Genomic DNA, 24,261 nt, shown 5'->3' with positions numbered 1-24,261 from the left:
CGCGAAGCCGCTCGGCGGCGCTGCGCGGCCCTCAAGCCGAGCGCGAGGGCTCTATCTCCCAGCGCCGCTGCGCAGCGAACACCGCATTCGGGTACTGGGGCTGTCCCCGGCTGCCGTTGTAGCGGCCCAGCGCCATGTAGGCATCGCCTTTTTCGCGGTCCAGATAGTGGCGCAGGATCACGCAGCCAAAGCGCAGATTGGTCTGCATGTGAAACAGCTTGCCGATGTCTCCATCGCCGATCAGCCGCATCCAGAACGGCATGATCTGCATGTAGCCGCGTGCACCCACGCTGGAGATGGCGAACTTGCGGAACGCGCTCTCCACCTGCACCAGCCCCATCACCAGAGAGACTTCCAGGCCGGCACGCTTGGACTCGTACCAGACGGTTTGCAGGAACTCCAGCCTCGTCGCCAGCTCCGGCTTGCGCGAACGCAGGCGCTCGCTGCTGGCCGTGAGCCAGCGCAGGTAGTCCAGCCGGGCCTCGGTGGAGGCAAAGCGCAGCTCGGGCGGCGCCGATCCCGTGACGGCGGAACTCAGCGCAGTGCGCACCGAATCGGCCAGCGGCTCCTCCAGCTGGCCACCGGCCCAGGCGGGCGCGGCCAGCCCGCCGAGCAGCGGTGCCGAGCCCAGCGAAGCCGCCAGGCGCAGGCAATCGCGTCGCGTCACCACGGGCGCCTGGCTCACAGGCCCAGCCTTTGCTTGAGATGGCCCAGCACATCGGCGGCGGCCAGCTTGGTCGCTTCCGTGTCGCGGCGATGCTGGTACTCGACCTGGCCTTCCTTGAGGCCCCGGTCGGACAGCACCACGCGGTGCGGCACGCCAATCAGCTCCCAGTCGGCAAACATGGCGCCCGGACGTTCGCCACGATCGTCCAGGATCACGTCCACACCCAGTGCCAGCAGCTCGGCATGCAGCTTCTCGGCAGCTTCCTTCACGGGTTCGCTGCGGTCCATGCCAATGGGGCAGACCACCACGGTGAAGGGCGCAATCGCGTCGGGCCAGATGATGCCGCGCTCGTCATGGTTCTGTTCGATGGCTGCAGCGGGCAGGCGCGTCACGCCAATGCCGTAGCAGCCCATTTCAAACAGCGAGGGCTTGCCGTTCTCGGCCAGGAAGGTGGCGTTCATGGCCTGGGAGTACTTGGTACCCAGGTAGAACACATGGCCGACTTCAATTCCGCGCTCAATGGCCAGCTCGCCTGCGCCATCAGGAGACTTGTCGCCAGCCACCACGTTGCGCAGGTCGGCCACCACATCAGGCTCGGGCAGGTCGCGGCCGAAGTTCACGCCGGTGATGTGGAAGTCGGCCTCGTTCGCGCCGCAGACCCAGTCGGCCATCACGGCGACCTCGCGGTCCACGACCAGCTTCACGGGCTGCTTCAGGCCGATCGGGCCCAGGTAGCCGGGCTGGCAACCGAAGTGCTCCTCGATCTCGGCCACAGTGGCAAAGCGGAAGCCCACGTCCAGGCCCGGCACCTTGGCCACCTTGATCTCGTTCATTTCATGATCACCGCGCAGCAGCAGCAGCCAGATCTGGCTGCCTGCCACCTCGCCCTTGTCGTCGAGCTTGTCGGTGGCCAGCACCAGGGACTTCACCGTCTGCGACAGCGGCAGGCCCAGCTGGGCTGCGACAGATTCGCAGGTGCTGTTGCCGGGCGTCGCCACCTTGGTCATCGCCTGGGCCGCAGCGGGACGGGGGTCCGCAGGCGCCAGGGCCTCGGCCTTTTCGATATTGGCGGCATAGTCGCTGCTTGGGCAGTAGACGATGGCGTCCTCGCCCGTGGAAGCGATGACCTGGAATTCCTCGCTCAGATCGCCGCCGATGGCACCACTGTCTGCACGCACGGCACGGTACTGCAGGCCGAAGCGGTCGAAGATGCGCTTGTAGGCCGCGCGCATGGTCTGGTAGCTGACCTGGGCCGCATCACGGTCCTTGTCGAAGGAATAGGCGTCCTTCATGATGAACTCGCGGCCACGCATCAGGCCAAAGCGCGGGCGGCGCTCGTCGCGGAACTTGGTCTGGATCTGGTAGAAATTCTTGGGCAGCTGCTTGTAGCTCTTGAGCTCCTGGCGCGCAATGTCCGTCACCACCTCTTCGCTGGTGGGCTGGATCACGAAGTCACGGCCATGGCGGTCCTTGATGCGCAGCAGCTCGGGGCCCATCTTCTCGAAGCGGCCGGTCTCCTCCCACATCTCTGCAGGCTGGACCACGGGCATGGTCACCTCCACGGCACCGGCACGGTTCATTTCCTCGCGCACGATGGCCTCGACCTTGCGGATCACCCGCAGCCCCATGGGCATGTAGTTGTAGATGCCTGCACCCAGCTTCTTGATCAGGCCGGCCCGCGTCATGAGCTTGTGGCTGACCACTTCGGCGTCGGCCGGAGCTTCCTTGAGGGTGGAGATGAAAAATTGGGAGGCTTTCATGGATCAGGGGCTTCGCGGGAATCGGGGCAGCGTGCTTGCCGCTGGCAAGGCACCGTGCATAATGGACACAATTCAGAAAATTGGGGTTCGATTATGCTTGACCGGGACGGATTTCGCCCGAACGTCGGCATCATCCTGCTCAACCAAAAGAACCAGGTGTTCTGGGGCAAACGCATCCGCACCCACAGCTGGCAGTTTCCACAGGGCGGCATTGACCGGGGGGAGACACCCGAACAGGCCATGTTCCGGGAACTGCATGAGGAAGTGGGGTTGATGCCCAACCACGTTCGCGTGGTCGCCCGCACCCGGGACTGGTTGCGCTACGAGGTGCCAGACCGGTACATCCGCCGCGATGCGCGCGGACACTACAAAGGCCAGAAGCAGATCTGGTATTTGCTGCAGCTCATGGGTCACGACTGGGATTTGAACCTGCGTGCCACCGACCACCCCGAATTCGACGCCTGGCGCTGGAATGACTACTGGGTGCCATTGGACGTGGTGGTGGAGTTCAAGCGCGGCGTCTATGAGATGGCCCTGACCGAGCTGGCCCGGTTCCTGCCCCGCGGCGAACAGCAACGCAACCGTTATCTGCGCAGCGGCATGCGCCCCAGGGAAGCCCATGAACAGGGTCCTGAGACATACACTGCGCCGGGTTTGCATCCAGCACGCTCAGGCAGCTTTCGCGTCAATCCCGGCATGGAGTTGCCGCCTGGCGCCTGTTTCGATCCTGATCCACAGTCGGGGCAGCAAGCCCTGCAACCCGATCCAGGCAAGGTCTGAAACCGGGCCAGAGCCATACGCAAAAGCGCACCCGAGGGTGCGCTTTTTCTTGGCCTTGAGGGTCTGGCGCCTCAGTGCCCCGCAATCACCATGTTGTCGCGGTGCACCATCTCCGGGCCTGCGGAATAGCCCAGCAGGCGCTCGATCTCCACCGAGCTTTTGCGACACAGCAGCCGCGCCTCGGCACTTGCATAGTTGGCCAGCCCGCGCGCCACCTCGATACCCAGGGCATCGCGCACCGCGATCACATCGCCACGGGCGAACTCGCCATCCACATTCACCATGCCGATGGGCAGCAGGCTCTTGCCTTCGTCGCGCAGCTTGGCCACGGCGCCGGCATCCACGGACACGGAGCCGCGCAGTTGCAGATGGTCTGCAATCCACTGCTTGCGCGCCTGGTTCTTGTGCGTCTGCGCCAGGAGCAGCGTGCCGATGGACTCGCCTGCCGCCAGACGCACCAGCACGTCCTGCTCACGCCCCCAGGCGATGACGGTTGAAGCACCCGAGCCCGCCGCGCGCTTGGCCGCGAGGATCTTGGTGATCATCCCACCCTTGCCAATGGACGAGCCCGCGCCTCCGGCCATCTCCTCCAGCGCCGGGTCGCCGGCATTGGCCACATCGATGAAACGCGCATCGGGATTGCTGCGCGGGTCGGCGCTGTAAAGGCCTCGCTGATCGGTCAGGATGACCAGGGCATCGGCCTCGATCAGATTGGCAACCAAAGCGCCCAAGGTATCGTTGTCACCGAACTTGATCTCGTCGTTGACCACGGTGTCGTTCTCGTTGATCACCGGCACGATGCCCAGCTCCAGCAGCGTCAGCAAGGTGTTGCGCGCGTTGAGATAGCGCTCGCGGTCCGCGAGGTCGGCATGCGTGAGCAGCACCTGCGCACTGCCCATGCCCTGTTCGCGCAACTTGGACTCGTACATCTGTATCAGGCCCATCTGCCCCACGGCCGCAGCGGCCTGCAGTTCATGAATCTCCTTGGGCCGTGCAATCCAGCCCAGACGCTTCATGCCTTCGGCCACCGCGCCGCTGGAGACCATGATCACCTCGCGCCGCCGGCCTCCATGGCTTTCATCCCCGCGCACCAGGGCCGCCAGCTGGCGGCTCCATTCCTGGATCGCGGCCTCATCAAGACCGCGACCTTCATTGGTCACCAGGCTGGAGCCGACCTTGACCACGATGCGATGGGCATCACGCAACAAGTTGGAAGACATGGATGGATAGTGATTCTTGCAGCGCAGGCCGAGGCAGACCCCGCCGCTGTTGTGATCAAGGCAATGGGTGGGACAGGCCGCTCTTACTCGGAATCGCGGGGAGCAAAACGCGGGTCGGTGAGATCCACGCCATCACCCTCGACTTCGACGAAGCGTGGGTCGATTTCCTTGGGACCGGCCTCGATCTGCTGCTGTTCATGCACATGCTTGTAGATGGTGCGGATCAGCACTTCGCAGCCTTCGCGCGTCAGGGCGGAAATCTCGAACACCGGACCCTTCCACTTGAAGCGCTTGACGAAGTCCTTGACGCGTGCGGCGCGCTCCTCGGCCGGCACCATGTCCAGCTTGTTGAGCACCAGCCAGCGCGGCTTGTTGTACAGCTCGGCATCGTACTTCTGCAACTCGCCCACGATGGCCTTGGCCTGGGCCACGGGATCCACGCTGTCATCGAACGGCGCCAGGTCCACCACATGCAGCAGCAATCGGGTGCGCTGCAGGTGACGCAGGAACTGGTGGCCCAGGCCGGCACCTTCCGACGCGCCTTCGATCAGCCCGGGGATATCGGCCACCACAAAGCTTTGCTCGGCGGCAACACGAACCACGCCCAGATTGGGATGCAGCGTGGTGAACGGATAGTCGGCAATCTTGGGACGCGCATTGGAGACTGCGGCGATGAAGGTGGATTTGCCCGCATTGGGCATGCCCAGCAGACCCACGTCGGCCAGAACCTTGAGCTCCAGCTTGAGGTTCTTGCGCTCACCGGGCCAGCCAGGCGTCTTTTGCCGTGGCGCGCGGTTGATGGCGCTCTTGAAGCGCAGGTTGCCGTAGCCGCCATCCCCGCCCTTGGCAATGGTCACCACCTCGCCGGGCGTCAACAGCTCGTAGAGCACCTCCCCGGTTTCGGCATCGCTGATGATGGTGCCAACCGGCATGCGCAGCGTGATGTCGTTGCCTGCGGCACCGAACATGTCCGAGCCCTTGCCGTGCTCGCCGCGCGTGGCATCGTGGCGACGCGAGAAGCGGTAGTCCACCAGGGTGTTGAGATTGACGTCGGCCACCGCGTAGACATGGCCTCCACGGCCGCCATCTCCTCCATCGGGACCACCGAATTCCTTGTATTTTTCGTGCCGGAATGACACGCAGCCATTGCCGCCATCACCGGCAGCAATGTCGATATAAGCTTCGTCGACGAACTTCATGAGGCATCCAGTTTACAAAAAGCAGTGTGCACCAGACAGCCCCAGGCCACACCTCAGAGACGGAAAAGGGGACGAGCGCACGATGCACCGCCCTCCTGAAACGACAAAGCCCCGACAGGTCGGGGCTTCGAGCGTCGAAGTGACAGAGCTTAGGCAGCCGTCACGTTGACCGTGTGCTTGGACAGTGCACCCTTGACAGCAAACGACACGTGGCCGTCCACCAGAGCGTACAGGGTGTGGTCCTTGCCCACGCCGACGTTGTCGCCGGGGTGGAACTTGGTGCCACGTTGGCGCACGATGATCGAGCCGGCGGTGATCAACTCACCACCAAAAGCCTTCACGCCGAGCATTTTGGGCTTGGAATCGCGCCCGTTTCGCGTAGAGCCGCCGCCTTTTTTCTGTGCCATGACTCAGCTCCTGGATTAAGCAGCGATCGCCACGATCTGCAGCTCGGTGAACTGCTGGCGATGGCCTTGGCGCTTCTGATAATGCTTACGACGGCGCATCTTGAAGATGTGCACTTTGTCGTGCTTGCCGTGAGCAACCACGGTTGCCTTGACAGACGCACCGGACACCAGAGGTGTGCCGACCTTGATTTCAGCGCCGTTGCCGACTGCCAGAACCTGATCGATCACAACTTCTTGGCCTACGTCCGCAGCAATCTGTTCTACCTTGATCTTTTCGCCAGCTGCAACGCGATACTGCTTGCCGCCGGTTTTTATGACTGCGTACATTTAAACCTCTTGAATTTGAGAGTTCCGCGAACGAATTTCCACGGAAGCCGGAGATTCTAGCACGCACTCACATTCCTTGCATGAAGCGCTCCCCTCCTTCGCCCAAACAACCGCCAGAGCGGGTCGCAGGCAGGGTCGCTCTTCCTATAATTGACGATCCACTTGGCGCCCGCAGTACCTTGACCACAGCTCTCTCCACCCCCAATCCGCTTGCCCTGATCACTGACGACATGCGCGAGGTGGATCATGTGATTGCCCAGCGCCTGACGACCACCGTCCCGCTGATTGCCCAGATCTCCCAGTACATCATCGCTGCAGGCGGCAAGCGCCTTCGCCCGGCCCTGCTGCTCATGGTCTGCAATGCGCTGGGCTACGAAGGCAGGGACAGGCATGTCCTGGCGGCCGTGGTCGAGCTGATTCACACCGCCACCCTGCTGCACGACGACGTGGTGGACGAGTCCACCCTGCGCCGTGGCCGCCCGACGGCCAACGAGACCTTCGGCAATCCGGCCAGCGTGCTGGTCGGCGACTTCCTGCACTCGCGCTCCTTCCAGATGATGGTGGAAGTCGGCAGCATGCGCGTGCTCAAGATTCTCTCGGATGCCACCAACGTGATCGCCGAGGGTGAGGTCCAGCAGCTGATCAACACGCACGATGCCTCGCTGGACGAAGCCGGCTACCTGCACGTCATCCGCTCCAAGACCGCCCAGCTCTTCGAGGCCAGCGCCCAGCTGGGCGCCGTGCTGGCCGACGCGCCCCGCGAAATCGAGCAGGCCTGCGCCAGCTATGGCCAGGCGCTGGGCACGGCCTTCCAGATCATTGACGACGTACTCGACTATGCAGGCGATGCCCAGGAAATGGGCAAGAACCTGGGCGATGACCTGCGCGAAGGCAAATGCACCCTCCCCCTGATTGCCGCAATGCAACGCGGCACGCCTGAGCAGGCCGCCATCGTGCGCGCCGCCATCGAACAGGGCTCCACCGAGCAACTGACCGCCGTAGTGGATATCGTGCGCAGCACAGGTGCGCTGGACGTGGCACGCGAGGCCGCACATGCCGAGGCACGCCGCGCCATCGACGCAATAAATGTGCTCCCAAGCAATTTGCATACGGCAAGTTTGCTACAATTGGCGTCTCAGCTTTTGGAGCGACGCACCTGATTCAGGCTGCTCGCTTTTTCTACAAAAGCAACGGGGTGTAGCTTAGCCTGGTAGAGCGCTACGTTCGGGACGTAGAGGCCGGAGGTTCGAATCCTCTCACCCCGACCACCTGGTCATTCCATCTCCATCACACCCTTGCGCCAGGTTCAAGACCCAGGCGTGTAACAGTGTGTCTGGCATTCCAAGTGCTCAGTGATGATAGGATAAATGTCCTTTCCTCTCACACGTCTTGCTACATGGCTGTTGCTGACTCCTCGCTCAAGAATGCATCCGCTGTCGCATCGCTTCCCGGCATCGGGCGGGCCCTGATTTCAGCAGGCAAGGTATCGCAACAGGCAGCGGAAGCGGCTGCCGGCAAGGCCGCCACCAATCGCACCTCGTTCATTGCAGAACTGAGCGTCGCCGGCACCCTCTCTGCCCTGGAAGTGGCGGAGACGGTTTCCACCATGTTCAGCGCGCCGCTGCTCGATCTTGATGCGGTCGACGCCATGCGCCTGCCGCAGGATCTGCTGGACGCCAAGATCATCAGCACCTATCGCGTCCTGCCTCTGAGCAAGCGCGGCAACCGCCTCACGGTGGCCACCGCCGACCCGACGCAGCAGGAAGCCGCCGAGCAGATCAAGTTCACCACCCAGTTGGGCGTGGACTGGATCATCGTCGAGGCCGACAAGCTGGAGCGGCTGATCACGCAGCAGAACAAAAGCGCCAGCGAGGCCATGGACAGCTATGGCGGCAGCGGCGACTTCGAGTTCGGCGACCTCAAGCCTGATGAGGTGGCAGAGGAAAAGGACAACTCGGCCGCAGCAGACGTCGAAGATGCGCCCATCGTCAAGTTCCTGCACAAAATGCTGCTCGACGCCTTCAACATGCGCGCGTCTGACTTGCATTTCGAACCCTACGAGCACCAGTACCGCGTGCGCTTTCGCATTGACGGCGAGCTGCGTGAAATTGCATCGCCGCCCATTGCCATCAAGGAGAAGCTGGCCTCGCGCATCAAGGTGATCTCGCGCATGGACATCTCGGAAAAGCGTGTCCCGCAGGACGGGCGCATGAAGCTCAAGGTCGGCCCGGACCGCGTCATCGACTTTCGCGTCAGCACGCTGCCCACGCTTTTCGGCGAGAAGATCGTGATCCGTATCCTGGACCCGAGCTCGGCCAGGATGGGCATCGACGCCCTGGGCTATGAACCCGAGGAGAAGGCACGCCTGCTTGAAGCCATCAGCCGCCCCTACGGAATGATTCTGGTCACAGGCCCCACCGGCTCGGGCAAGACAGTGTCGCTGTACACCTGCCTGAACCTACTGAACAAGGCCGGCGTGAACATCGCCACGGCGGAAGATCCTTCGGAAATCAACCTGCCCGGCGTCAACCAGGTCAATGTGAACGAAAAGGCCGGCCTCACCTTTGCAACTGCGCTCAAGGCTTTTCTGCGCCAGGATCCCGACATCATCATGGTCGGTGAAATCCGCGATCTGGAAACGGCCGACATCTCGATCAAGGCAGCGCAAACCGGCCACTTGGTGCTGTCCACCCTGCACACCAATGACGCACCGACCACGTTGACGCGCATGCGCAACATGGGCATTGCGCCCTTCAACATCGCATCGAGCGTGATCCTGATCACCGCCCAGCGCCTGGCCAGGCGCCTGTGCCCTCAATGCAAGGAGCCGGCTGACATTCCGCGGGAGGCCCTGATCGATGCAGGCTACGACGATGCGGACATTGACGGCAGCTGGGTCACCTACAGGCCCGTCGGCTGTCCGGCATGCAACAACGGCTACAAGGGCCGCGTAGGCATCTATCAGGTGATGCCTATCAGCGAGGAAATCCAGCGCATCATCCTGCAGGACGGCAGTGCACTGGAGATCGCCGCACAGGCCAAGCGCGAAGGCGTGCGGTCGCTGCGTGGATCGGGTTTGCACAAGGCCAGACAGGGACTGACCTCGCTCGAAGAAGTGCTGGCAGTCACCAATGAGTAAATAGCGCGGACAGCGCAGACAACAAACGAGGGAGCACGATGGCCACAGCCGCGTCCAAGGGAATCAAGGAATTTGTCTTCGAATGGGAAGGTAAGGATCGCAACGGCAAGATCATCCGAGGCGAGACCCGGGCCGGGGGCATCAACCAGGTCCAGGCCATGCTGCGCCGCCAGGGCGTGCTGCCCAGCAAGATCAAGAAGCGCCGCACACGCGGCGGCAAGAGGATCAAGCCCAAGGACATTGCGCTGTTCACCCGCCAGATGGCAACGATGATGAAGGCGGGCGTCCCGCTGCTTCAGGCCTTCGACATTGTCGGACGGGGCAACACCAACCCCAGCGTGACGCGCCTTCTGGCCGATATTCGCGCCGACGTGGAGACCGGCACCTCGCTGAACGCGGCCTATCGCAAGCACCCCATGTACTTCGATAGCCTCTACTGCAATCTGGTGGAGGCGGGCGAAGCGGCCGGTATCCTGGAAGCCCTGCTGGACCGCCTGGCCACGTACATGGAGAAGACCGAGGCCATCAAGTCCAAGATCAAATCGGCGCTGATGTACCCGATCTCGGTCATCGTCGTGGCCTTCATCGTCGTGACCATCATCATGATTTTCGTGATCCCGGCCTTCAAGGAAGTGTTCAGTTCATTCGGCGCCGACCTGCCGGCGCCGACGCTGTTCGTGATGGGCATCAGCGATGTCTTTGTCCAATGGTGGTGGTTGATCTTCGGCGTGATTGGCGGCGGTCTCTACTTCTTCATGCAGGCCTGGAAGCGCAACGAGCGCATGCAGCAATTCATGGACCGTACGCTGCTGAAGGTGCCGGTCTTTGGCGTGCTGATCGAGAAATCCTGCGTCGCACGCTGGACGCGCACGCTATCGACCATGTTTGCCGCGGGTGTCCCATTGGTCGAGGCACTGGATTCTGTCGGCGGCGCATCCGGCAATGCCGTGTATGCCAATGCCACGGAAAAGATCCAGCAGGAGGTCTCCACCGGCACCAGTCTCACCGTGGCCATGACCAATGCCAATGTCTTTCCCTCCATGGTGCTGCAGATGTGCGCCATCGGCGAGGAATCCGGCTCCATCGACCATATGCTGGGCAAGGCGGCCGATTTCTATGAAGAAGAGGTCGATGACATGGTGGCTGGCCTGTCCAGCCTGATGGAGCCCATCATCATTGTTTTCCTGGGCACCCTCATCGGCGGCATCGTGGTTTCGATGTATCTACCCATCTTCAAGCTGGGCCAGGTGGTCTGATGGTTTTGGAACTCTGGATGCAGGCTGCATTGGGCGGCCTGCTGGGCCTGTTGGTTGGCAGCTTTCTCAACGTGGTGGTGCATAGGCTGCCCCGCATGATGGAGCAGCAATGGAATGCGGAATGCGCCCAATGGGCGCAAGAGCAATCTTCATCCTCCGCCACGCCATCGCCCGCCACAGCGCCACCGCCTGCCGAGGCGCCCCTGAGCCTGAGCCGCCCCCGCTCGCGCTGCCCGCATTGCGGCCATGCCATCCACTGGTACGAGAATATTCCCGTGCTCAGTTATCTGGCGCTGCGGGGCCGGTGCTCCGAATGCAAGGCGTCGATCAGCATCCGCTATCCGCTGGTGGAATTGGCCTGCGCCGCGCTGTTTGCCTACTGTGCGGCGCAATGGGGCATCACGCCCACAGGCGCTGCCTGGTGCCTTTTCAGTGCGGCCTTGCTGAGCCTGGCATTGATCGACTGGGACACCACACTGCTTCCCGACGACATCACCCTGCCCTTGCTGTGGGCCGGACTGCTGTCGTCGGCGCTGCACTGGACCGCCGTGCCTCTGGCCGACGCGGTATGGGGCGCTGCAGCGGGCTATCTCTCGCTGTGGCTGGTTTACTGGGCCTTCAAGCTGGCCACCGGCAAGGAAGGCATGGGCTACGGCGACTTCAAGCTGTTTGCCGCGCTGGGCGCCTGGTTCGGCTGGCAGGCACTCGTGCCCATCATCCTGATCTCGTCGGTGATTGGCGCCATCGTGGGCATCGCGTTGAAGATCAACAGCCGCCTGCGTGAGGGCGGCTATGTTCCCTTCGGCCCCTTTCTGGCGGGCGCCGGCTTTGCAGCCATGGTGTTCGGACCGCAGCAGATGCTGCAATCCCTATTGGCGGCCTTGGGCCTTTGATTCAACACTGCGGCATGGCCCCCAGCATCGCCCCGCCCTTGCTTGCACGCCCGTTTCGGCTGGGCCTGACGGGCGGCATTGGCAGCGGCAAGAGCACCGTCGCAGCGCAACTGGGCTTGCGCGGAGCGGCCGTGATCGATGCCGACCAGATCTCTCGCAGCCTCACCGCCCCCGAAGGTGCTGCTCTGCCCGAGATAGCGCGCGTCTTCGGGCCCGAACTGATTGACGCCAGCGGCGCCCTGGACCGCACGCGCATGCGCGAACTGGTCTTTCAGCAGCCCTCGGCACGACAGCAGCTGGAGGCCATCGTCCATCCCCTCGTGGCGCAGCAGACGTCCCGGCAAGTGGAGCAGGCCACAGTGGCTGGGTGCCGACTCATCGTGCATGACATTCCCTTGCTCGTGGAGTCCGGCCGCTGGCCTGCCATGCTTGATGCGGTGCTGGTCGTTGACTGCCGCACCGAAACGCAGATCGCTCGCGTGATCGCGCGCAACGGATTGCCACGCGAGGCGGTGCAGGCCATCATCTCGGCCCAGGCCACACGTGCGGCACGGCTGGCAGCCGCTGACTGGGTGCTCTACAACGACGAGGCCATGACGATAGAGGCTTTGCGCACATGCACCGATCGAATCTCTGCATGGTTCGGGCTATGATGCACGCCATGGCTTGGCCTGTGCGTGTAATTCAGCATGTGCACGACGTAGACAGCTGATTCCTGTGCACCCCGAGGAGCCCAGCAAGCGTGATCCTTTACGAATATCCTTTCAATGAGCGCCTGAGGACCTACCTCCGGTTGGAACAGCTATATCGCCGCCTGAGCGAGTTGCTGTCGCGCGCTCATTCCATCGATCACCATTTTGCGCTGGTCACCATCTTCGAGATCATGGACGTGGCGGCACGTACCGACCTGAAGACGGACGTGCTCAAGGACCTTGAGCGCCACAAAAGCCTGCTCGACAGCCTGCGCGGCAATCCCGACATTGCCGAGCACATGCTTGACCAGGTCTCACGCCATGTGGAGCAGTGCTTTGCCCAGCTCAATGCCCAGAACGGCAAGGCCGGCCAGACCCTGACTGAAAACGAGTGGCTGATGGCCGTGCGCAGCCGCATCGGCATCCCCGGCGGCACCTGCGGCTTCGACCTTCCGGCCTATCACGCCTGGCAGTTCCATGATCCCCAGATACGCCTGCGCGATCTGGAGGACTGGGCCAGCACCCTGACCCCGCTGGGTCAGTCGCTGCAATTGCTGCTCAAGCTGCTGCGCGAAACCGGCGTGCCGCAATGGGTGGCTGCCGAAAAAGGCGTGTTCCAGCAGGCCATGCCGCCCGGCCGCAGCTTTCAGCTGCTGCGCCTGCGCATAGACCCGTCGTTGAATCTGGTTCCGGAGATCAGCGGCAACCGCCTGCTGGTTTCGGTGCGCCTGCTCCGCCCCGAGAACGGCGCCAAGCCTCAACCCTGCGGCGAAGATGCCTCGTTCGAGGTCACGCTTTGCAGCTGATGGACAAGACGGCCGACATGCCCTCGAGCGCCCCCGCCCCCCAGCCCGCCAGCCTCTCTTCTGCCGGCCCCACGGTGCGCTGCCCGACCTGTGCAGGCCCCAGCCTGTTCGCACCAGCCAACCGTTTCCGCCCCTTCTGCAGCGAACGCTGCCGCCAGATCGACCTGGGCGCATGGGCCAATGAGGAATTCCGCGTGCCTGCACCGATGCCGCCCGAGGATGCGCCCTTCGGCGATCCTCGCACCGAGCCTTGATCAGGCCCGATCAGGCTTTCGGCTGGCCTGCCTCGTAGAACCCGGCATCGAAAGGCAGCCCGCGTTCCTCGCTCAGCCACTGCAGCACCGGATAGGCACCTGGCAGCACCGGATGCACCTGCAGCGGAAGTTGCTGCCAGGCCATCTGCTGGCCTTCACGCATCTCGAACTCCCCGCTCCAGCGCGTGACCTTGCACCAGTGCAGGCGCACCAGGGCATGTGGATAGTCATGCTCGGTCACCTTCCAGACTTCAGCGGCCGCGATCTCTACGCCCAGTTCCTCTTGCATCTCGCGGCGCAAGGCCTGCTCCACGGTCTCGCCGGCTTCGATCTTGCCGCCCGGAAACTCCCAGTAGCCTGCATACGGCTTGCCCGGCGGACGGCTGGTGATCAGCAACGCGCCATCGGACTCGCGAAGCAGCACGCCAACGGCGACTTCGGTGTGCTTGCGCCGCACTGGCGCCTGCGACTCGGCCGCCTCAGCGCGGGCCTTGGGGGAGATTTCTTTTTCAGTCACTTGATCTTTCGCAAAAAAGTCTGCCCAGCCCAGGGCCAGGCAGCAGGTGCTCAGAGTTCAGCCTCTTCAGCCAACCCCTGGACATCGGCGATGCCGGTCTGGCGCTGACTCGGGCGCTCGGCACGGCCCGCATAGTCGCGCGCAAACTGGTGGGCCACGCGACCGCTGCGTGAACCGCGCTCCAGCGCCCAGACCAGGGCCTCCGGGCGTGCCGCCTCGATCGTGGCCTGGTCCAGGCCCAGGGCCTCCAGCCACTGTGCCACCACGCGCAGGTACTCGTCCTGGCTGAACGGGTAGAAGCTCACCCACAGGCCGAAACGCTCGGACAGCGAGATCTTTTCCTCGATCACCTCGCCGGGATGCAGCTCCCCATCCTCGCCGCGCTGGTAGGTCAGATTCTCGGACTGGTACTCCGGCAGCAGGTGGCGGCGATTGCTGGTCGCATAGACCAGCACGTTCGGGCTGGCGGCGCTGACCGATCCATCCAGAATGGACTTCATGGCCTTGTAGCCAGGCTCGCCTTCCTCAAAGCTCAGATCGTCGCAATAGATGATGAACTTCTCGGGCCGGCCGGCCACCACATCGACGATGTCGGGCAGGTCGGTCAGATCGGCCTTGTCCACCTCGATCAGGCGCAGGCCCTGCGAAGCAAAAGCATGCAGGCAGGCACGGATCAGCGAGGATTTGCCCGTGCCGCGCGCGCCGGTGAGCAGCACGTTGTTGGCCGTGCGGCCGGTCACGAACTGCTCGGTGTTGCGCGCGATCTTGTCCTTTTGCACATCGATGTTCTGCAGGTCGGACAGCTGCATGGCGCCGACATGGCGCACGGGCTCCAGCAAACCGCAGCCGTTGGCGCGCTTGCGATAGCGCCAGGCGATGGAGGCACTCCAGTCGGCGGGGGATTGCAGCGGCTGGGGCAGGATGGCCTCGATGCGCTGCATCAGCTGCTCGGCGCGCTGCACGAGTTGCAGCAAGGGGGCGGCGACGGCTTCTGTGGGCAATGTCATGGATGTCTCTCGAATACGGATCTCACGGCCACCGACGCTGGATATGCCCGGGAATCGAGATGGATCTCATGCCAACGCCAGAGCTTTTGCGCGCCGGCCGCCATTGAAAGCTGGCAGCAGCCAGGCACAAGGCCTGCGGCTGCCGGCGGCACGGTGGGTGGAGAGTCAGGAGCGGTAGTCGGCGTTGATGCTCACGTAGTCGTGGCTCAGATCGCAGGTCCACACGGTCTGCTCGGCCTGCCCTCGGCCCAGTAGCACGCGCACGATGATCTCCTGCTGCTTCATCACGCGCTGGCCGTCTTCCTCCTGATAGGCAGGGTTGCGGCCGCCATTGACTGCGACATGCACATCGTTCAGGTACAGGTCGATCTTGGTCTGGTCCAGATCGTCGATGCTAGCATAGCCCACCGCCGCAAGGATGCGACCCAGGTTCGGATCGCTGGCAAAGAACGCCGTCTTGACCAGGGGTGAATGCGCGATGGAATAGGCCACGAGGCGGCACTCAGCCTCGGTCTTGCCGCCCTCCACCTTGACGGTGATGAACTTGGTGGCGCCTTCGCCGTCGCGCACGATGGCCTGGGCCAGCAGGCGCGACACATCCAGCAATGCAGCCTTCAGGGCCAGGCCTTCGGCACTGGTCAGCGAAGTGATCTGCGCATTGCCGGCCTTGTGCGTGGCCACCAGCACGAAGGAGTCGTTGGTCGACGTGTCGCCGTCGATGGTCACGCGGTTGAACGATCCGTCGGCCAGTTCCTTGACCAGAGGCTGCAGCAGTTCGGGTGCGATGGCGGCGTCGGTGGCCAGAAAGCCCAGCATGGTCGCCATGTTGGGGCGAATCATGCCTGCACCCTTGCTGATGCCGGTGATGCTCACGCGTTTGCCGCCAATGTCCACGGCGCGGCTGAAGGCCTTGGGCAGGGTGTCGGTGGTCATGATGCCTTCGGCGGCCGTGCCCCAGTTGTCGGCCTTGGCTGCTGCGATGGCAGCTGGCAGGCCGGCGGCGATGCGATCCACGGGCAGCTCTTCCATGATCACGCCAGTGGAGAACGGCAGGATCTGCTCTGGCTTGAGCTGCAGCAGCGCAGCCAGATCCGCACAGGTGCGGCGCGCGCGCGCCAGTCCGTCAGCGCCGGTGCCGGCATTGGCATTGCCTGTGTTGATGACCATGGCACGGATGGCGCCGGACGTCTGGGCCAGGTGCTCGCGGCTGACCTGCACGGGCGCTGCGCAGAAACGGTTCTGCGTGAACACACCCGCCACCGAAGCGCCCTCGTCGAGCAGGAACACGGACAGGTCCTTGCGGTTGGCCTTGCGCACACCGGCTTCGGTGACGCCGATGCGAACGCCGTTGATCGCCAACAGGTCGGCGTGCACGGGAGCGGAGAGATTCACAGGCATTGAGGGGCTTCCTACAGTGAAAGAAAAACGCGCTCCATTATCGGAACAAACCGGGGCGGCACGTATTTCATCGACCTTAAAAAAGAAAACGGCACGGAGTGCATCCGTGCCGTTTTCCGTGTCTTGCGGCGTCTTACGACGCCGGCCGCATCACGACAGCTTGCCGTGGCACTGCTTGTACTTCTTGCCGCTGCCGCAGGGGCAGGGATCATTGCGGCCCACGCGAGCGCCTTCGGGCAACTCCAGCGGCTCGTCTTCGACGGAGCCACCGATGTCGCCATCCGAGGGAGCGCCATAGGTCATGTGCTCCAGGCTGTGGGCGCTGCGCTGCTCCATGGCCTCGGTGGCCTGCTCCACCTGTTCGCGCGACTGCACCTGCACGGTCATCAGCACGCGCGTGACTTCGGTCTTGACCTGGTCGATGAGCTGGCGGAACAGCTCGAAAGCCTCGCGCTTGTATTCCTGCTTGGGCTGCTTCTGGGCATAGCCACGCAGGTGGATGCCCTGGCGCAGATAGTCCAGCGCGGACAGGTGGTCACGCCAGTTGGTATCAAAGCTTTGCAGCAGCACGGCGCGCTGGAATTGAGTGAAGTTCTCGCGTCCGATCAGCTCGACCTTGGCCTCGAACACTTCACGGGCAGCCTGCAGCACCTTCTCGAGGATCTCCTCGTCGGTGATGGCATGCGCGGACTGCACTTGCGATTGCAGCGGCAGCTGGATGCGCCATTCGCTTTCCAGCGCCTTTTCCAGGCCGGCCAGATCCCATTGCTCTTCCATGGACTCGGCGGGCACGTACTGGCGCACCAGGTCAGACACCACGTCATCGCGCATCACCGTGATCATCTCGTGCAGGTCCGAGGCATCGAGGATCTCGTTGCGCTGCTGGTAGATCACCTTGCGCTGGTCGTTGGACACGTCGTCGTATTCGAGCAGCTGCTTGCGGATGTCGAAGTTGCGGGCCTCGACCTTGCGCTGAGCGCCTTCGATGGAGCGGGTCACGATGCCGGCTTCGATGGCTTCGCCATCGGGCATCTTCAGGCGGTCCATGATGGCGCGCACACGGTCGCCCGCGAAGATGCGCATCAGCGCATCGTCCAGGCTCAGGTAAAAGCGCGAGGAGCCGGGGTCGCCCTGGCGGCCCGAACGGCCACGCAGCTGGTTGTCGATACGGCGAGATTCGTGGCGCTCCGTGGCGATGATGCGCAGGCCACCCAGGGCCGAGACCTTGTCGTGCTCGATCTTCCAGTCGGCGCGCATCTGTTCGATGCGCTGCTGGCGTTCGGCTTCGGACAGGGATTCATCGGCCTCGACAGCCGCAACCTGCTTTTCGATGTTGCCGCCCAGCACGATGTCGGTACCACGACCAGCCATGTTGGTGGCGATGGTGATCATGCCGGGACGGCCGGCCTGGGCCACGATGTCGGCCTCGCGCTCGTGCTGCTTGGCGTTGAGCACCTGGTGGGGCAGGTTTTCCTTGTTGAGCAGCTCGTCGATGATTTCCGAGTTCTCGATCGAGGTCGTACCCACCAGCACGGGCTGGCCGCGCTCATGGCATTCGCGGATGTCGCGGATCGCCGCCTCGTACTTCTCGCGCGTGGTCTTGTAGACGCGGTCGAGCTGGTCGTCGCGCTTGCTGGGACGGTTGGGCGGAATCACCACGGTTTCGAGGCCGTAGATTTCCTGGAATTCGTAGGCTTCGGTATCGGCCGTACCCGTCATGCCTGCCAGCTTGCCGTAGAGACGGAAGTAGTTCTGGAAGGTGATCGAGGCCATGGTCTGGTTCTCGGCCTGGATGGTCACGCCTTCCTTGGCCTCGACAGCCTGGTGCAGGCCATCGCTCCAGCGCCGGCCCGCCATCAGGCGGCCCGTGAACTCGTCGACGATGACGATCTCGCCGTTCTGCACCACGTAGTGCTGGTCACGGTGGTAGAGGTTGTTGGCGCGCAGCGCCGCATACAGATGGTGGACCAGGGTGATGTTGGCCGGGTCGTAGAGCGAGGCGCCCTCGGCAATCATGCCGGCATGGCCCAGCAGGCGCTCGGCGGCTTCGTAGCCCTGGTCGGTCAGGAATACCTGGTGGCTCTTTTCGTCCACCGTGAAGTCGCCGGGCTTGGTCACGCCTTCGCCCGTGCGGGGATCGGCCTCGCCTTCCTGGCGCACCAGGTTGGGCACGATCTTGTTCATGGCCACGTACATGGCCGTGTGGTCCTCGGCCTGACCGCTGATGATCAGCGGCGTGCGGGCCTCATCGATCAGGATGGAGTCCACCTCGTCGACGATGGCGTAGTTGAGCACGCGCTGCACGCGGTCGCCCGACTCGTAGACCATGTTGTCGCGCAGGTAGTCGAAGCCGTATTCGTTGTTTGTGCCGTAGGTGATGTCGCTGTTGTAGGCGGCCTGCTTTTCCTCGCGCGGCATGTTGGGCAGGTTGATGCCCACCGACAGGCCGAGGAAGTTGTACAGCTTGGCCATCCAGGTGGCATCGCGGTTGGCCAGATAGTCGTTCACCGTCACCACGTGAACGCCATTGCCCGACAGTGCGTTCAGGTAGACCGGCAGCGTGGCGGTCAGCGTCTTGCCTTCGCCGGTGCGCATTTCCGCGATCTTGCCGTAGTGCAGTGCCATGCCGCCCAGCAACTGGACGTCGAAGTGGCGCATCTTCATGACACGCTTGGACCCTTCGCGCACCACGGCGAAGGCTTCGGGCAGCAGGTCGTCCAGCGACTCTCCCTTGGCCACACGCTCCTTGAATTCCTGCGTCTTTGCGCGCAGATCCTCGTCGCTGAGCTTCTCGTAGTCGGGCTCCATCGCATTGATGCGAACGACCGTCTTGCGGTATTGCTTGAGAAGCCGATCGTTTCGGCTGCCGAATAGTTTGGTGAGGAAGTTGGTGGCCATGCGAAAAAGACACACCGCCACCCGCTGAAGCGGACTGCGGTGTGCCTGGAATCCCTAGATTGTTGGATTTCAGATGGGGCCGCTCCACCTGCCTGCAAGTACCCTGCTGGAGAACACATGCGGCCGGGCTGAAGCGAGAACCGAACAATTGATTCTAACTGTCTCTGTCCAACCCTCTTCCAGGCAGGCCGACGCATGCGGCAGCAGAGCCCTGAACCCGAATTCCCGGACCCGCGCCGCCCTGCAGATGCTGCTATAACGAGGGTCCCGGCTGGCGCATGCCTACGCTGCCTGACCAGCCTTCAAGCCCATGAACTTCACACGCCGCAATCACGCCGTCACCGCCCTGCACGCTGTCGAGAACTCGCCGACACTGGCCCGGCTCGCCCAGCTCACACGCGACTCCAGCAATCGCCTGACGGCCATCCTGCCCCTGGTGCCACCGCTGCTGCGCGACAGCCTGCAGGCAGGCCCCATCGAGGGCAGCACCTGGTGCCTGCTGGTGCGCAACAACGCGGCAGCGGCCAAGATACGCCAGCTGCTGCCGGCCATGGCCGCCCACTTGCGCACCAAGGGCTGGGATGTGGCCGAGATCCGTCTCAAGGTCCAGGCCTGACCGGCCACTGAAGAGCGGCTGCCGGAATCGGGGCACGGAAATGAAAAAAGGCCTCCTGAGGAGACCTTCTGGTGCCGGTTGTCGGATTCGAACTGACGACCTACCGCTTACAAGGCGGGTGCTCTACCAACTGAGCTAAACCGGCGAAGCACGCATTCTAGCGCAGAAAAATGCTGCTTCGGACTTTCCCGATGGGGCCAAGCACGCTTGCGGGAGTAACGGCATGCGCGCCGATGCGAAAAACCTACTTGACCAGCTTCAGCGAAGGCCGCGTGCCCGAAGGCGGCGGCGTGCGCGGGGGCTCCTCGTCATCACCTTCGCTGTGGATGCTCACCAGCTGCACCACGCGCTCGTCGGATGCAGGCTCGGCCGGCACCTCAGCGGCGGCGTCCTGTGGCACAGGCTCATCGGACGCCTGCCCGGGCGAAACATCGTTGTCGGCTTCGGCCTCGGGCTCCGGCGCCGGGAAAGCCATGCCTTGCCCGGTCTCGCGTGCGTAGATGGCCATCACCTGCTCCACGGGCACCATGATTTCGCGGGGCTTGCCGCCAAAGCGGGCCGTGAAGCTGATGAAATCATTGCCCATCTGCAGGCCGCTGGTGGCGTCGTAGCTGACGTTGAGCACGATCTCGCCATCGCGCACGAACTCGCGCGGCACCTGCACATTACGGTCCACACGCACGGCGATGTGGGGCGTGAAGCCGTTGTCGGTGCACCACTCGTACAGTGCCCGGATCAGGTAGGGGCGGGTGGAAGTTGCTTCGGGGGCAGTCATGACGATCCCAGGAAATGAGTGGTCTGAGTGGTCGGAACACGAAAACGGGCAGGATGGCGACCGGTTGACCGCCTTCCCTGCCCGCGCAATCAGTCGTCAACCGATGCGAATTACTTGCGCATCACCTTCTCGGAAGGCGTCAGCGCTTCGATGTAGGCAGGGCGCGAGAAGATGCGCTCGGCGTACTTGAGCAGCGGGGCGGCGTTCTTGGACACCTCGATGCCGTAGTAGTCCAGGCGCCACAGCAGCGGGGCGATGGCCACGTCCAGCATGGAGAAGTTCTCGCCCAGCATGTACTTGTTCTTGAGGAACACGGGAGCCAGCTGCGTCAGGCGGTCGCGGATGTGGGCGCGGGCCTTCTCGATGGCCTTTTCGTTGCCCTTGACGTTGCGCTCCTCGAGCGTGCTCACGTGGACGAACAGTTCCTTTTCGAAATTCAGCAGGAACAGGCGCACGCGGGCGCGGTCCACCGGGTCGCCGGGCATCAGCTGGGGATGCGGGAAGCGCTCGTCGATGTACTCGTTGATGATGTTCGATTCGTACAGGATCAGGTCGCGCTCGACCAGGATGGGCACCTGGCCGTACGGATTCATCACGCTGATGTCTTCAGGCTTGCTGAACAGGTCCACATCGCGGATCTCGAAGTCCATGCCTTTTTCGAACAGGACGAAGCGGCAACGGTGTGAAAAGGGGCAGGTCGTTCCCGAATAAAGCACCATCATGGTGGAGGCTCCTAAAAATCAAAAAGAGTGGGTCGCTCGCGGCGCCCACTCTGCACACAGTTCAGCCGCAGCAATTGCTTGCACGGCCTTCTGCAGTCACGGTTCTATTTGACGTCTTTCCAGAACGCGGCGTTGAGGCGCCATGCGATGAAGATGAAGACCGCCAGGAAAAGCAGCACACCCACGCCAATGCGGGTGCGGCTGTTCTGTGCCGGCTCACCCATCCATTGCAGGTAGTTCACCAGATCGCCAACTGCCTGATCGTACTGCACTGCGCTCATGCTGCCAGGAGAGACCTGCTCCCACCCCTTGAAAACCTGGGTCTTCACACCGTGCTCCTCGGCTTCTTCGAAGATGGCGCGGCGCTCGCCCTGCAGTTGCCACAGCGCATGGGGCATGCCCACGCTGGGGAAGGCCAGATTGTTCCAGCCCGTGGCCTTGGTGTCGTCGCGGTAGAAGGTGCGCAGGAAGGTGTAGAGGTAGTCGGCGCCCGTGCCGTTGTGGCCGGCACGCGAACGTGCGATCACCGTCAGGTCCGGCGGATTGGCACCGAACCACTCCTTGGCTTCCTTCGGATTAATGGCCGCCTTCATGGTCTCGCCCACCTTGTCGGTGGTGAACAGCAGGTTGTCCTTGATTTCCTGCTCGGTCAGCCCGATGTCCTGCAGCCGGTTGAAGCGCATGAATGCGGCCGAGTGGCAGCTCAGGCAGTAGTTGACGAACAGCTTGGCGCCGTTTTGCAGCGATGCCGTGTCATTCGTCTTGCCCGGAGCCTTGTCCCAGGCGATGCCGCCTTCGGCAGCCTGTGCACCGGTCACGATGCCCAGGGCCGCGATCAACGTGAGAATCAGTTTCTTCATTGTTGTTCTCTCCAGCTTCAGTGCGGCTTGAACGTCACACGATCGGGAACGGGTTTGGTCTTGCCCAGACGGCTCCACCAGGGCATCAGCAGGAAGAAGCCGAAGTAGAACAGCGTTCCGACCTGGGACACGCGCTCGCCGATGGGCGAAGGCGGCTGCACGCCGAGATAGGCCAGGATCACGAAGTTGATCACGAAGATGCCGTAGAGATACTTGTGCCAGCTCGGGCGGTAGCGGATGGACTTGACCGGGCTGCAATCGAGCCAGGGCAGCGCGAACAGGATGATCACGGCACCGCCCATCACCACCACACCCCAGAACTTGGCATCGATGGACAGCATCATGGCGATGACACCCAGGGCCACGACGGCGACCACGCCCTTGACGGCGGCCGGCAGGCGCGACTTGAGCACGCCAAAGCCCGCACCCAGCACCACGCAGGCGATGAGCACGTACATCATCTCGCTGGTGATGGCACGCAGCATCGAGTAGAACGGCGTGAAGTACCAGACCGGCGCAATGTGCGAAGGCGTCTTCAGCGGATCGGCCGGGATGAAGTTGTTGTACTCCAGGAAGTAGCCGCCGAACTCGGGCGCGAAGAACACCACGGCCGAGAACAGGAACAGGAACACCGTCACGCCGAAGATGTCGTGCACCGTGTAGTAGGGATGGAAGGGAATGCCGTCCAGCGGATGGCCCTTGGCATCCTTGGGCGCGTTGGGGCCCTTGATCTCGATGCCATCCGGGTTGTTGGAGCCCACATCGTGCAGCGCCAGCAAGTGGGCCACGACCAGGCCCAGCAGCACCAGGGGCACGGCGATCACGTGGAAGCTGAAGAAGCGGTTGAGCGTGGCATCGCCCACCACGTAGTCGCCACGGATCAGCAGCGCCAGGTCAGGGCCGATGAAGGGAATCGCCGAGAACAGGTTCACGATCACCTGGGCGCCCCAGTACGACATCTGGCCCCAGGGCAGCAGGTAGCCCATGAAAGCCTCGGCCATCAGCACCAGGAAGATGGCGCAGCCGAAGATCCAGACCAGTTCGCGCGGCTTGCGGTACGAACCGTACAGAAGACCGCGGAACATGTGCAGATAGACGACGACGAAGAAGGCCGACGCACCCGTGGAGTGCATGTAGCGGATCAGCCAGCCCCAGGGCACATCGCGCATGATGTACTCCACCGAGGCGAACGCCTTCTCGGCGTCCGGCTTGTAGTGCATCACCAGGAAGATGCCGGTGACGATCTGGATCACCAGCACCAGCAGCGCCAGCGAGCCGAAGATGTACCAGAAGTTGAAATTCTTCGGAGCGTAGTACTCCGACATGTGCACGCGATAGGCGTCGAAAGCCGTGGGAAAACGGTTCTCGAACCAGTTCGTGAGCTTGGCGCCGGCGGGCGCATTCGGATCGATGTCCTTGAATTCGTGGGCCATTGTTCTTGTCTCCCTCAAGCCTTGTCTTCACCAATGAGGAGCTTGGTCTCCGACAGGTACATGTGCGGCGGCACCTGCAGGTTATCGGGAGCCGGCTTGTTCTTGAAGACACGGCCAGCCATGTCGAAGGTCGAGCCATGGCAGGGGCACAGGAAGCCGCCCTTCCAGTCGCTGGGCAGCGAGGGCTGGGCGCCCGGCTGGAACTTGTCGGAAGGCGAGCAGCCCAGATGCGTGCAGATGCCGACGACGACCAGCACTTCGGGCTTGATCGAGCGGGCCTCGTTCATCGCATAGGGCGGCGTGAACTCTTCAGGGTGGCGCTTGGATTGGGGATCGGCCAACTGGCTGTCCAGTTCGGGCAGCTCCTTGATCTGGTCAGGCGTGCGCTTGATGATCCAGACGGGCTTGCCGCGCCACTCGACCGTGAGCTTCTCGCCGTCCTTGAGGGCGGAGATATCGACCTCCACTGCAGCCCCGGCGGCTTTGGCCTTCTCGGATGGCTGGAAGGTGCTCACGAACGGGACGGCTGTCGCCACGCCGCCCACCGCACCAGCGCACGCCGACGTGATGATCCACGTCCGCTTGCTGGAGTCGATTGGAGTGTCACTCATGGGGTTCCTCGAACTACGTCGCTT

At 63.1% G+C, this 24,261-nt stretch carries 24 protein-coding genes and 2 tRNA genes; 10 read left to right on the top strand and 16 right to left on the bottom strand.

The features are described from left to right. Nucleotides 1-31: 31 nt before the first annotated feature. Complete coding sequence (locus DTS01S_RS03910; protein ID WP_016445654.1) at nt 32-685, bottom strand: lytic transglycosylase domain-containing protein; 654 nt, start codon at nt 683-685, stop codon at nt 32-34. Continuing rightward, a complete protein-coding gene (locus DTS01S_RS03905; protein ID WP_061287370.1) occupies nt 682-2,427 on the bottom strand; it encodes a proline--tRNA ligase in 1,746 nt (581 codons plus the stop codon). The genes DTS01S_RS03910 and DTS01S_RS03905 overlap by 4 nt, the downstream gene beginning before the upstream one ends. A gap of 93 nt (nt 2,428-2,520) precedes the next feature. Here DTS01S_RS03905 and DTS01S_RS03900 point away from each other — a divergent pair, with 93 nt between their 5' ends. Beyond that, nucleotides 2,521-3,207, top strand: coding sequence for an RNA pyrophosphohydrolase (locus tag DTS01S_RS03900; RefSeq protein ID WP_017405529.1), 687 nt, complete (start codon nt 2,521-2,523; stop codon nt 3,205-3,207). 71 nt (nt 3,208-3,278) lie between these two features. Here DTS01S_RS03900 and proB read toward each other — a convergent pair whose 3' ends face one another. From proB to rplU, 4 genes are all read right to left on the bottom strand, one after another. After that, nucleotides 3,279-4,427, bottom strand: a complete 1,149-nt coding sequence (gene proB, locus DTS01S_RS03895; RefSeq protein WP_016445651.1) for a glutamate 5-kinase — start codon at nt 4,425-4,427, stop codon at nt 3,279-3,281. 83 nt (nt 4,428-4,510) lie between these two features. Further along, the gene (cgtA, locus tag DTS01S_RS03890) at nt 4,511-5,626 is read right to left on the bottom strand and encodes an Obg family GTPase CgtA (RefSeq protein WP_016451026.1); all 1,116 of its coding nucleotides are present in this window, start codon (nt 5,624-5,626) and stop codon (nt 4,511-4,513) included. A gap of 149 nt (nt 5,627-5,775) precedes the next feature. After that, nucleotides 5,776-6,033 (bottom strand): 50S ribosomal protein L27, encoded by a 258-nt coding sequence (rpmA, locus tag DTS01S_RS03885; protein ID WP_012207283.1) that lies wholly within the window; start codon nt 6,031-6,033, stop codon nt 5,776-5,778. A gap of 15 nt (nt 6,034-6,048) precedes the next feature. Further along, a complete protein-coding gene (gene rplU / locus DTS01S_RS03880) occupies nt 6,049-6,360 on the bottom strand; it encodes a 50S ribosomal protein L21 (RefSeq protein ID WP_012207284.1) in 312 nt (103 codons plus the stop codon). A 230-nt stretch (nt 6,361-6,590) separates the two neighbouring features. Here rplU and DTS01S_RS03875 point away from each other — a divergent pair, with 230 nt between their 5' ends. The 8 genes from DTS01S_RS03875 (at nt 6,591) to DTS01S_RS03840 (ending at nt 13,400) form a co-directional block, all read left to right on the top strand. Then, entirely contained in the window at nt 6,591-7,520 is a 930-nt protein-coding gene (locus DTS01S_RS03875; RefSeq protein WP_016451025.1) for a polyprenyl synthetase family protein, read from the top strand. Between the two features lie 31 nt (nt 7,521-7,551). Then, nucleotides 7,552-7,628, top strand: a tRNA-Pro gene (locus tag DTS01S_RS03870). 128 nt (nt 7,629-7,756) lie between these two features. After that, nucleotides 7,757-9,499 (top strand): type IV-A pilus assembly ATPase PilB, encoded by a 1,743-nt coding sequence (gene pilB / locus DTS01S_RS03865; RefSeq protein WP_017405527.1) that lies wholly within the window; start codon nt 7,757-7,759, stop codon nt 9,497-9,499. Nucleotides 9,500-9,537: 38 nt separating this feature from the next. Next, nucleotides 9,538-10,755, top strand: coding sequence for a type II secretion system F family protein (locus DTS01S_RS03860; protein WP_017405526.1), 1,218 nt, complete (start codon nt 9,538-9,540; stop codon nt 10,753-10,755). Next, nucleotides 10,755-11,648 carry a prepilin peptidase gene (locus DTS01S_RS03855; RefSeq protein WP_016445609.1) on the top strand — a complete coding sequence of 298 codons (894 nt, stop codon included), beginning with the start codon at nt 10,755-10,757 and terminating at the stop codon, nt 11,646-11,648. The genes DTS01S_RS03860 and DTS01S_RS03855 overlap by 1 nt, the downstream gene beginning before the upstream one ends. Before the next feature lie 14 nt (nt 11,649-11,662). Continuing rightward, nucleotides 11,663-12,301 carry a dephospho-CoA kinase gene (coaE, locus tag DTS01S_RS03850; protein ID WP_017405525.1) on the top strand — a complete coding sequence of 213 codons (639 nt, stop codon included), beginning with the start codon at nt 11,663-11,665 and terminating at the stop codon, nt 12,299-12,301. A gap of 89 nt (nt 12,302-12,390) precedes the next feature. Further along, a complete protein-coding gene (gene zapD, locus DTS01S_RS03845) occupies nt 12,391-13,146 on the top strand; it encodes a cell division protein ZapD (RefSeq protein WP_026062416.1) in 756 nt (251 codons plus the stop codon). Then, nucleotides 13,146-13,400, top strand: coding sequence for a DNA gyrase inhibitor YacG (locus DTS01S_RS03840; protein WP_016451023.1), 255 nt, complete (start codon nt 13,146-13,148; stop codon nt 13,398-13,400). Before zapD ends, DTS01S_RS03840 begins: the two co-directional genes overlap by 1 nt. Before the next feature lie 10 nt (nt 13,401-13,410). Here the strand turns inward: DTS01S_RS03840 and DTS01S_RS03835 are convergent, their stop codons facing one another. The 4 genes from DTS01S_RS03835 to secA form a co-directional block, all read right to left on the bottom strand. Next, nucleotides 13,411-13,917 (bottom strand): (deoxy)nucleoside triphosphate pyrophosphohydrolase, encoded by a 507-nt coding sequence (locus tag DTS01S_RS03835; RefSeq protein ID WP_016445605.1) that lies wholly within the window; start codon nt 13,915-13,917, stop codon nt 13,411-13,413. Nucleotides 13,918-13,967: 50 nt separating this feature from the next. Next, entirely contained in the window at nt 13,968-14,924 is a 957-nt protein-coding gene (locus tag DTS01S_RS03830) for an ATP-binding protein (RefSeq protein WP_046986120.1), read from the bottom strand. Nucleotides 14,925-15,089: 165 nt separating this feature from the next. Next, nucleotides 15,090-16,322, bottom strand: a complete 1,233-nt coding sequence (argJ, locus tag DTS01S_RS03825; RefSeq protein WP_017405522.1) for a bifunctional glutamate N-acetyltransferase/amino-acid acetyltransferase ArgJ — start codon at nt 16,320-16,322, stop codon at nt 15,090-15,092. A gap of 150 nt (nt 16,323-16,472) precedes the next feature. Beyond that, on the bottom strand, nt 16,473-19,220 hold the full coding sequence (secA, locus tag DTS01S_RS03820; RefSeq protein ID WP_016451020.1) for a preprotein translocase subunit SecA: 2,748 nt from the start codon (nt 19,218-19,220) through the stop codon (nt 16,473-16,475). A gap of 310 nt (nt 19,221-19,530) precedes the next feature. On the opposite strand from secA, the gene DTS01S_RS03815 reads away from it, so the two are divergent. Next, nucleotides 19,531-19,836 (top strand): hypothetical protein, encoded by a 306-nt coding sequence (locus DTS01S_RS03815; RefSeq protein ID WP_017405521.1) that lies wholly within the window; start codon nt 19,531-19,533, stop codon nt 19,834-19,836. A gap of 69 nt (nt 19,837-19,905) precedes the next feature. Here DTS01S_RS03815 and DTS01S_RS03810 read toward each other — a convergent pair. The 6 genes from DTS01S_RS03810 to petA all read right to left on the bottom strand — a co-directional run bounded on the left by DTS01S_RS03810 (nt 19,906) and on the right by petA (nt 24,237). After that, nucleotides 19,906-19,981, bottom strand: a tRNA-Thr gene (locus tag DTS01S_RS03810). Between the two features lie 99 nt (nt 19,982-20,080). Further along, nucleotides 20,081-20,611: a ClpXP protease specificity-enhancing factor gene (locus DTS01S_RS03805; protein WP_017405520.1), complete on the bottom strand. Its 531-nt coding sequence runs from the start codon at nt 20,609-20,611 to the stop codon at nt 20,081-20,083. Between the two features lie 110 nt (nt 20,612-20,721). Further along, nucleotides 20,722-21,333, bottom strand: a complete 612-nt coding sequence (locus DTS01S_RS03800) for a glutathione S-transferase N-terminal domain-containing protein (RefSeq protein WP_012207298.1) — start codon at nt 21,331-21,333, stop codon at nt 20,722-20,724. 104 nt (nt 21,334-21,437) lie between these two features. Then, the gene (locus DTS01S_RS03795; RefSeq protein WP_016445599.1) at nt 21,438-22,193 is read right to left on the bottom strand and encodes a cytochrome c1; all 756 of its coding nucleotides are present in this window, start codon (nt 22,191-22,193) and stop codon (nt 21,438-21,440) included. A gap of 17 nt (nt 22,194-22,210) precedes the next feature. Then, on the bottom strand, nt 22,211-23,626 hold the full coding sequence (locus tag DTS01S_RS03790; RefSeq protein WP_017405518.1) for a cytochrome b: 1,416 nt from the start codon (nt 23,624-23,626) through the stop codon (nt 22,211-22,213). A 14-nt stretch (nt 23,627-23,640) separates the two neighbouring features. Further along, a complete protein-coding gene (gene petA, locus DTS01S_RS03785; protein WP_016445597.1) occupies nt 23,641-24,237 on the bottom strand; it encodes a ubiquinol-cytochrome c reductase iron-sulfur subunit in 597 nt (198 codons plus the stop codon). Between the last annotated feature and the right edge of the window lie 24 nt (nt 24,238-24,261).

This window comes from Delftia tsuruhatensis NBRC 16741 (assembly GCF_001571325.1).
GTDB classification, from domain to species: Bacteria; Pseudomonadota; Gammaproteobacteria; order Burkholderiales; family Burkholderiaceae_C; genus Comamonas; species Comamonas tsuruhatensis.
The sequence above is the reverse complement of the archived record's forward strand: the minus strand, read 5'-3'. Positions and strand labels throughout refer to the sequence as shown.

What these genes read in the sequence shown, in the direction of transcription:
- DTS01S_RS03795 (WP_016445599.1), bottom strand. Translation starts at nt 22,193, where the DNA reads ATGAAGAAACTGATTCTCACGTTGATCGCGGCCCTGGGCATCGTGACC.
- DTS01S_RS03855 (WP_016445609.1), top strand. Translation starts at nt 10,755, where the DNA reads ATGGTTTTGGAACTCTGGATGCAGGCTGCATTGGGCGGCCTGCTGGGC.
- DTS01S_RS03840 (WP_016451023.1), top strand. Translation starts at nt 13,146, where the DNA reads ATGGACAAGACGGCCGACATGCCCTCGAGCGCCCCCGCCCCCCAGCCC.
- petA (WP_016445597.1), bottom strand. Translation starts at nt 24,237, where the DNA reads ATGAGTGACACTCCAATCGACTCCAGCAAGCGGACGTGGATCATCACG.
- rpmA (WP_012207283.1), bottom strand. Translation starts at nt 6,033, where the DNA reads ATGGCACAGAAAAAAGGCGGCGGCTCTACGCGAAACGGGCGCGATTCC.
- DTS01S_RS03805 (WP_017405520.1), bottom strand. Translation starts at nt 20,611, where the DNA reads ATGACTGCCCCCGAAGCAACTTCCACCCGCCCCTACCTGATCCGGGCA.
- DTS01S_RS03830 (WP_046986120.1), bottom strand. Translation starts at nt 14,924, where the DNA reads ATGACATTGCCCACAGAAGCCGTCGCCGCCCCCTTGCTGCAACTCGTG.
- DTS01S_RS03900 (WP_017405529.1), top strand. Translation starts at nt 2,521, where the DNA reads ATGCTTGACCGGGACGGATTTCGCCCGAACGTCGGCATCATCCTGCTC.
- cgtA (WP_016451026.1), bottom strand. Translation starts at nt 5,626, where the DNA reads ATGAAGTTCGTCGACGAAGCTTATATCGACATTGCTGCCGGTGATGGC.
- DTS01S_RS03875 (WP_016451025.1), top strand. Translation starts at nt 6,591, where the DNA reads ATGCGCGAGGTGGATCATGTGATTGCCCAGCGCCTGACGACCACCGTC.
- DTS01S_RS03790 (WP_017405518.1), bottom strand. Translation starts at nt 23,626, where the DNA reads ATGGCCCACGAATTCAAGGACATCGATCCGAATGCGCCCGCCGGCGCC.
- DTS01S_RS03905 (WP_061287370.1), bottom strand. Translation starts at nt 2,427, where the DNA reads ATGAAAGCCTCCCAATTTTTCATCTCCACCCTCAAGGAAGCTCCGGCC.
- DTS01S_RS03815 (WP_017405521.1), top strand. Translation starts at nt 19,531, where the DNA reads ATGAACTTCACACGCCGCAATCACGCCGTCACCGCCCTGCACGCTGTC.
- DTS01S_RS03800 (WP_012207298.1), bottom strand. Translation starts at nt 21,333, where the DNA reads ATGATGGTGCTTTATTCGGGAACGACCTGCCCCTTTTCACACCGTTGC.
- argJ (WP_017405522.1), bottom strand. Translation starts at nt 16,322, where the DNA reads ATGCCTGTGAATCTCTCCGCTCCCGTGCACGCCGACCTGTTGGCGATC.
- proB (WP_016445651.1), bottom strand. Translation starts at nt 4,427, where the DNA reads ATGTCTTCCAACTTGTTGCGTGATGCCCATCGCATCGTGGTCAAGGTC.
- rplU (WP_012207284.1), bottom strand. Translation starts at nt 6,360, where the DNA reads ATGTACGCAGTCATAAAAACCGGCGGCAAGCAGTATCGCGTTGCAGCT.
- DTS01S_RS03860 (WP_017405526.1), top strand. Translation starts at nt 9,538, where the DNA reads ATGGCCACAGCCGCGTCCAAGGGAATCAAGGAATTTGTCTTCGAATGG.
- secA (WP_016451020.1), bottom strand. Translation starts at nt 19,220, where the DNA reads ATGGCCACCAACTTCCTCACCAAACTATTCGGCAGCCGAAACGATCGG.
- coaE (WP_017405525.1), top strand. Translation starts at nt 11,663, where the DNA reads ATGGCCCCCAGCATCGCCCCGCCCTTGCTTGCACGCCCGTTTCGGCTG.
- pilB (WP_017405527.1), top strand. Translation starts at nt 7,757, where the DNA reads ATGGCTGTTGCTGACTCCTCGCTCAAGAATGCATCCGCTGTCGCATCG.